5 protein-coding genes are annotated in these 7,094 nt (G+C 46.1%); 2 read left to right on the top strand and 3 right to left on the bottom strand.

Annotated features, from left to right (window positions below; genetic code table 11):
• Nucleotides 1-256: 256 nt before the first annotated feature.
• Both ADIS_RS10555 and ADIS_RS10550 read left to right on the top strand, forming a co-directional pair.
• Entirely contained in the window at nt 257-568 is a 312-nt protein-coding gene (locus ADIS_RS10555; RefSeq protein WP_010854475.1) for a hypothetical protein, read from the top strand.
• A 44-nt stretch (nt 569-612) separates the two neighbouring features.
• Entirely contained in the window at nt 613-2,511 is a 1,899-nt protein-coding gene (locus ADIS_RS10550; RefSeq protein WP_010854474.1) for an ABC-F family ATP-binding cassette domain-containing protein, read from the top strand.
• 36 nt (nt 2,512-2,547) lie between these two features.
• Here the strand turns inward: ADIS_RS10550 and ADIS_RS10545 are convergent, their stop codons facing one another.
• The 3 genes from ADIS_RS10545 to trhO all read right to left on the bottom strand — a co-directional run bounded on the left by ADIS_RS10545 (nt 2,548) and on the right by trhO (nt 7,085).
• Nucleotides 2,548-4,971 carry a TonB-dependent receptor domain-containing protein gene (locus ADIS_RS10545; protein ID WP_010854473.1) on the bottom strand — a complete coding sequence of 808 codons (2,424 nt, stop codon included), beginning with the start codon at nt 4,969-4,971 and terminating at the stop codon, nt 2,548-2,550.
• A 283-nt stretch (nt 4,972-5,254) separates the two neighbouring features.
• Nucleotides 5,255-6,109 carry a nucleoside phosphorylase gene (locus tag ADIS_RS10540; RefSeq protein ID WP_010854472.1) on the bottom strand — a complete coding sequence of 285 codons (855 nt, stop codon included), beginning with the start codon at nt 6,107-6,109 and terminating at the stop codon, nt 5,255-5,257.
• On the bottom strand, nt 6,096-7,085 hold the full coding sequence (trhO, locus tag ADIS_RS10535) for an oxygen-dependent tRNA uridine(34) hydroxylase TrhO (protein ID WP_010854471.1): 990 nt from the start codon (nt 7,083-7,085) through the stop codon (nt 6,096-6,098). The genes ADIS_RS10540 and trhO overlap by 14 nt, the downstream gene beginning before the upstream one ends.
• Nucleotides 7,086-7,094 lie beyond the last annotated feature (9 nt).

Below are 7,094 nucleotides of genomic sequence, written 5' to 3'. Positions count from 1 at the left end.
GTTACACCCGGGAGAGTAGGTCGCCGCCACATTATAACAGGGCCCCCGGAGCAATCCGGGGGCTTTTGTCGTTTATGGCCAAGTGTATATCGCAAAGCATATAGCAATTCAATATCGCGGAGCATATATCCTTTTTATTTAGATATGGTGCGTTAGGTAAAGGAAATTCATCCTGATTCATTCTCTAAAATAGGTTGGAGTAGCAGGGTATTTTAATTATCTTTATTGGTTATTTACGATCTAAAAAAGCTTTACAATGGCTAATTCACGAAACTCATTCGAGGAAATTGAACACATTCTGAAAGATGTAGGGGAGAAAATTGAAGATTTAATCAAAAAGGCCGCAGATGCGTCCGTAGAATTGAGAGGTGAGCTGGATGAAAAGATCGAAGATTTGAAGGCGAAAAGAGATTCCTTAGAGGAGGAATTTGAAGCCAAAAAGGCCTATTACAACGAAAAATTCCAGGATAAACGGGAAGAAATGGAACCGAAAATTTCCGAATCGATAAAATACCTTAAGGAAGCGTTTCAGGCGGTGGCCAATGCCGTCAATGTCTTAATCAAATAAGAAGGTAAACGGGATTGCTGAGAAAGTTTTGGTAATTTTGATGCATGAATTACCTATCAGTTGAAGGCCTGACTAAAGCCTACGGGGAGCGGATGCTCTTTCAGCAAATTTCGTTTGGAATTGATCAAGGGCAGAAGGTTGCCCTAGTTGGGATTAATGGTGCCGGGAAATCCACTCTCATGAAAATAATCATGGGAAGTGAGGTGGCTGACGAAGGCAATGTTGCCGTCAAACAGCACGTCAAGGTTTCCTATGTCAATCAAAATCCTGTGTTTGGTACAGGCTTGACGGTTTTGCAGGCCATTTTTGAGGATACCACCAATGAGACCCTACAGGTGGTCAAAGAATATCAGCACGAGATGCTGGCTTCCCAGCGTGGCGAAGATAATCAAGAAAGGCTTCAGTCGATTTTTGAAAGGATGGATGCCCTCCAAGCCTGGGATTATGAGTCACAGGTAAATGAAGTACTGGGCAAACTTGGAATACATGATACGGGAGTTTTCGTAGGTGAACTCAGCGGGGGGCAGAGAAAACGGGTAGCACTTGCCAAGGCCATTCTGGAGCGTCCCGATTTGATGTTATTGGATGAACCAACCAACCACTTAGACCTTGAGACCATCGAATGGCTGGAGGAATACTTATCCAAAGCTAACCTGTCTCTTTTGATGGTGACCCATGATCGGTATTTTCTGGAAAAGGTAACCAACCAAATCCTTGAGCTGGATGGGGGACGAATTTTTAGGTACGCAGGGAGTTACAGTTATTTTTTGGAGAAAAAAGAGGAGCGAAAGCAGGTAGAGCTTTCCGAGCAGGAAAAGGCAAAGAGTCTGTACAAGAAAGAGCTGGATTGGATACGGCGGCAACCAAAAGCCCGAGGCACAAAAGCCAAGTATCGCGTAGATGCTTTTGAAGCCACCAAGGAAAGGGCATTTCGAAAGAAGGATGATCGGGAGGTTACCTTAGAGGTAAAAACGAGCCGCCTTGGTAAGAAAATCATCGAAATAGAGGATCTGTCCAAATCCTACGAAGACAAGCTGATTTTGGATAAGTTCAGTTATACCTTCAAACGGGGGGATCGAATCGGCATTGTTGGCCCGAATGGTGCGGGGAAAACCACCTTTTTGAAGTTGTTGATGGGGGAGATCAAACCGGACAGTGGTGTAATCAGTGTGGGAGAAACTACTTCTTTTGGCTATTATCGGCAAGAGGAGACGGCCTTTGATGATGCCAAAAAATTGATCGATATCGTCAAGGATGTGGCGGAGGTAGTGACCCTGGCAGGGGGGAGTACCATTTCGGTAAGCCAATTTTTAACACAATTCGGGTTTCCTCCCAAACAGCAATATACACCCGTCGGCAAGTTGAGCGGTGGAGAGCGCCGACGCCTTCAGTTGTTGATGGTGCTGATCAAAAGCCCCAATTTTCTGATTTTGGATGAACCTACCAATGACCTGGACCTCGTTACCCTGAATACGCTGGAGGATTTTTTGGATCAATTTCCCGGTTGCCTACTTATCGTATCCCACGATCGTTACTTTATGGATAGGCTTGTGGAGCATATTTTCGTTTTTGAGGGTGATGGAATGATCAGTGATTTTCCCGGAAATTACACTGATTTGAGGGAGTATGAGAAGGAAAAAAAGACCGAGGCCAAAGAACCAAAGGTCGAAGTAAAGCGCCCTGCAGCGGTTGAATCGGCCACTGAAGTGAAATCGGCAGCCCGAAAGGCATCCTTTAAAGAAGTCAAGGAGTTTGCCCAGTTAAATGAATCCCTGGAAGATTTAGAGAAAAGAAAGGAATCGTTGGTCTCAGAACTGAGTTTGGCAGGTGCAGACCATGAATTGATACTTCGATTATCTAAGGAAATAGAAGAGATAGAGCATGAGCTTGGCACGCTCGAACTACGATGGCTCGAGCTAAGTGAACTGGAAGGGATAGATTGAATCCTTCCAGTTCCTTCTAGTTACCTACGATCCTATTTAGAAATCACCGTCATCAAAGTCGTCATCCCGACTTTCCCTGCCGTTTCTTTTTTCTTTAAATCCACCGAACCGATATGAAAAGGCGATGGTCCCTATGCGGGTTTCCCGGTTGAACACCCGCTCTTGTACGAATCGGTTGTCTTCGTTGGTGATCCGGAAGATTCGCGTATTGAAGATATCACTTACGTTAACACTGATTGTGCCTTTATCATTCATGATGTTTTTCCGAATACCTGCATTCAATCCCCAAAAAGGCTCGATTTGTCCCTGTGGCAGCACGATCGGACCCCGGTAGTTTCCTTGTACCTGAAAGGTGAACAGATTGGGAATGGCCATGTTGGAGAGCAAACTGACCGTCCAACTGTAGTTACTGTTGTTGAAGCCCTGTTCTATGTTATCGCCAATGATTTCCGAATAAAAGAAGTTGCCGGATACGGTGGCATCCCACCAGTTGGTCAACTGCATTTGGTTGATGACTTCCAGTCCGGTAGCATTTCTGCGCAGTGCATTTTCTCGGGTTTGGATGGCTACATTGTTATCTGTCAAGCGAATGACCCGGGTATGTACGTTGGTAGAGGCTCGGTGGTATACTGTTGCGTTAAAAAGGAATTTCTCAAACCCCTTCATGTAGCCAAACTCATAGCTATTGGTAAATTCGGGCTGTAGAAAAGGATTACCCACGCTTAGATTCAACAAATCACGCACCTGATACAGAGGTGATAGCGACCACATGTTGGGCCTGCTGATTCTTCGGCTGTAGTTCGCGGTAAATTCATGCTCCTGGCCCAACTCATAGGATAGGTACAGGCTCGGAAACAGGTTGAAGTAATTATTGATGAAGGGTTCTGATCTGCTTGCTTGCGTGCCGGTCGTCTCGGTGTATTCGCCCCGAAGACCCCCTTGGAAACCTACTTTGCCGACCCGGTTGCGATAACTCATGTAGGCGGCATATACATCCTCGTTAAAGATAAAGCCGTCGCTGATGGAGTCAATGGGTGTTGGGATGAATGCGTTGTTTTGGTCGCCCTGCATAAATTCCTGACTCCGATCCCAGAGAGAGAATGTACCCTTCAATCCGGTTTCTAGGCTACCCCAATCTCGAAATGGCTTGATGTAATCCAGCTGAAGTACGTAGAGGTCGCTCGTCTGTGGTACGGTGTTGATCTGCTGCAGATTGTTTGCAGGTACGGCTTCGTTTGATTCATTGAAAAACAATTGCTCGTAATTTTCTATTTGGGTGCGTTCGTCTCTGGAGTAGGATACGGAGGTGAAAAGCCGTTGTCCCAATGTATCGATATCCCAGTTATAGGTTATGCCGGTTTCAGCATTAAAGCTTTCCCTGGTGTCATTTTGGTTTCTAACAAACAGGCTGTCCTGTCGATTTAGGCTGTTGAGGCTGCGCTGATTGAGGTTGTTGAATCCAGTTCGGTCTCGGAAATTACCTTGGGCGTAAAAACCTATGGTTTGGTTTTCATTGATATTGTAGTCTATACCTCCCCTCAGCAGGTGGTTGATGTCCACACTTTCACCATAGGAATCTTGATCTAGGAATGGAGAAACGCCAATTATCCGGTTTTCGCGAAATGCGTCTGACTCTCTAAACATCCTTCTGTTTTGGTAATTGTAAGCCGCATAGTAGTTGACTTTGCCGGCACCGTAATTGAGGTTTACTCCAGCATTGTATTTGTCTCTTGTGCCTGCGGATACATTTACTTGCCCATTTAGCCCCGTTTTTTCGTTTTTCTTGAGTATGATGTTGATGATCCCCCCCACACCGGCGGCATCGTACCGAGAGGAGGGGTTGGTGATCAATTCCACACTTTTTATGCTGTTTGCCGGGAATTGGGCCAGGATAGATTCGGCATCGTCTCCGGATAGATTTGACGGCCGGCCATTGATGTAGATCAAAATATCGCCACTTCCCCGCATACTTATCCCCCCCTCGTCATCTACTTGTATAGAAGGTAAGGTTTCCAACAGTTCGGAGGCGGTGGCGCCCTCCGCTACTACGCTATTTTCTACATCGTATCTTCTCTTATCTATGTCGGATTCAAAGATGGAATTGACACCCTCTACTACTACCTCCTGTAGGTTTGCGGCATCGGATCGAAGCGAGATATTGCCCAAATTCACCGTTCTACGCTCTCCCAGCATGAGGTTTTGGAAGTGAGTGTCGTAGCCGATAAACCCTACCCGAAGGATATATTGACCGGGTTTGGATACGAAATCAAAGCTCCCGTCCAAATCGGTCATTCCGCCAGCGATAACGGAGGAATCTGATTGCGATAGCAGGGCTACATTTGCAAACTCCAACCCTTGACCGGTACTTTCTTCGGTCACTTTTCCTTGCAGGGAGATGTCTTGGGCTTGGGCATGAAATAGGGTTAAAAAAAGGAGGAAAGTACACGTAAATCTAGTCATGGCATTAAAATTTTGGCTACACAGAAGGAACAACAGCTAATCGGCTGGCTTCTAAAGAGTGTTCTTTGGGAGGTTCTGTTGCGAATTTCCATCGGCAGAAGTCGCTTGACTAACCTCGGTGTAAAATTAGAACACCTTATAAATCAAATTGTTCGGTGTATATGTATATACAATTAATATGCCGCCTGGCCCTTGCTCCTTGGCTTTTATGTGAAGAAAAAATGCAGCGGGATGAACGGTGAATAGCTAAAAGGAAAGGTGAAAATATATGTCAGTGTGACAGTTAAAAATTTTCCAAGGCGTATAAAATGAGTCTGTTCACTACCTCATCCGCATTTTGGGAAAAAGTTTTCTCAACTCGGTTGGCCACAATGGCATTCAAGCTCAGCACCTCGTGTCCAAGTAGGCGGCCCATCGCATAGTAGCCGGCAGTTTCCATTTCAAAGTTAGTTAGTGTACCTTCTTCGAACGACAATTCTGATAAGGTCGTCATCATGTCCGGGAGGGCGGGTTTGATGCGAACCTCGCGTCCTTGCGGCGCAAAAAAGCCCGGACAGGTCACGGTTATGCCCTGCCGAAGGTCCTTCGCCAACCGATCTATCAGGAATTCGGAACCTTTGACACAGTAGGGGACAAAAGGTAATTTGAGCCTGGCCTGCACCTTGGAAGCAATGGATTTCTCGTTGGAGTCGTAGCTGATTGGATAAAACGTCATAAGGGAATCCAAGCCCACGCCATACGAGGATGCTAATAGGCTATCTACCGGGAGACCCAATTGCATACTTCCGGAAGTACCTACCCTGACGATTTTTAGGGTAGTATGCGCTGGCTTAGGTATACGGGTTTGCAGGTCTACGTTAACCAGCGCATCTAGTTCCGTCATGAGAATTTCAATGTTGTCGGTTCCCATGCCAGTGCTGATTACCGAAAGAAGCTTTCCCTTATAATATCCGGTGTGTGTGACAAACTCCCGTTTCCTGCCAGTATATACGATTTCTTCAAAATACTGCGATACCATGGGAACACGATCGGGATCTCCGACGGTGATGATCCGATCGGAGAGGTGTTCCGGCTTCAGATGCAGGTGGTAGATACTTCCGTCGCTATTGATGATGAGCTCGGACTCAGGAATTATCATCGGCCTGACAGGGACTGGGTTGCTTTTCGGACTTCCGGTAAAATCCCTTGTAAGGATTGTAGCCTACCGTGTTTTTCTGGTAATAACCGGTGCCGTCATATGGCCGTTTTTCTGGATGATCAATGCACTCCGAGGAGCAGGCTCCTTGGTATTCCCATCCACAGGACTCACAAATCGGTACGTGGATATTGCACACCGGATTTGCACAATTTACCATTCGGTCGCATTTGGTGCCGCATATGTGACAGGTAGAGACAACGGTCGGGTTGATCGTATTGACATCCACCGCCACCCGATTGTCAAAAACATAACACTTTCCTTCAAAGTCTTCACCCCCGGCTTCCATGCCGTATTTGATGATGCCTCCGTGTAATTGATACACATCCTCGAAACCCTGTTCCAGCAAAAAGGCAGAGGCTTTTTCACATTTTATCCCGCCGGTACAGTAGGTGAGTATTTTTTTGTTTTTAAGGTGTTCCAGCTCTTTGACCTTTTCGGGAAAATCCCTGAAGTTTTCTATGTCCAGTCGTAGCGCATTCTTGAAATGCCCCAATTTGTGCTCATAGTCAGACCTCACATCCAAAATCACCACATCATCTTGATCTTTCATAGCCCGGAACTCCAGGGGCTCGAGGTGCTTTCCAGTCTTTTTGCGGGGATTCAGGTGCCGTAAACCTGAGTGCACGATTTCATCTTTTGCCCTTACGTGGATTTTTGCAAATGCATGTCGGTCATGCATGTCTATCTTGAACTCGGTATCGGCAAACCGTGTATCCGATTTGATGTACTCCATGTACCGATGGCAGTCAGATTCCAGTCCGGAAACTGTCCCGTTTAGTCCTTCGGAGGAGATTATGATCCGGCCCCTGATGTTGTTTTCAATACAAAATAGATGGTGCTCTTCGCGGTATGCCTCTGGGTCTTGGATGTCCGCATAGCAATAATAAAGCAGAATAAGGTATTTTTCGTCTTCCATAACCTAAGC

Origin of the sequence: Lunatimonas lonarensis (assembly GCF_000390185.1) — a bacterium.
GTDB classification, from domain to species: Bacteria; Bacteroidota; Bacteroidia; order Cytophagales; family Cyclobacteriaceae; genus Lunatimonas; species Lunatimonas lonarensis.
The sequence above is the reverse complement of the archived record's forward strand: the minus strand, read 5'-3'. Positions and strand labels throughout refer to the sequence as shown.

Bases quoted from the DNA above. Each gene is read 5' to 3' on its own strand.
- ADIS_RS10555 (WP_010854475.1), top strand. From the start codon at position 257: ATGGCTAATTCACGAAACTCATTCGAGGAAATTGAACACATTCTGAAA.
- ADIS_RS10550 (WP_010854474.1), top strand. From the start codon at position 613: ATGAATTACCTATCAGTTGAAGGCCTGACTAAAGCCTACGGGGAGCGG.
- ADIS_RS10540 (WP_010854472.1), bottom strand. From the start codon at position 6,109: ATGATAATTCCTGAGTCCGAGCTCATCATCAATAGCGACGGAAGTATC.
- trhO (WP_010854471.1), bottom strand. From the start codon at position 7,085: ATGGAAGACGAAAAATACCTTATTCTGCTTTATTATTGCTATGCGGAC.
- ADIS_RS10545 (WP_010854473.1), bottom strand. From the start codon at position 4,971: ATGACTAGATTTACGTGTACTTTCCTCCTTTTTTTAACCCTATTTCAT.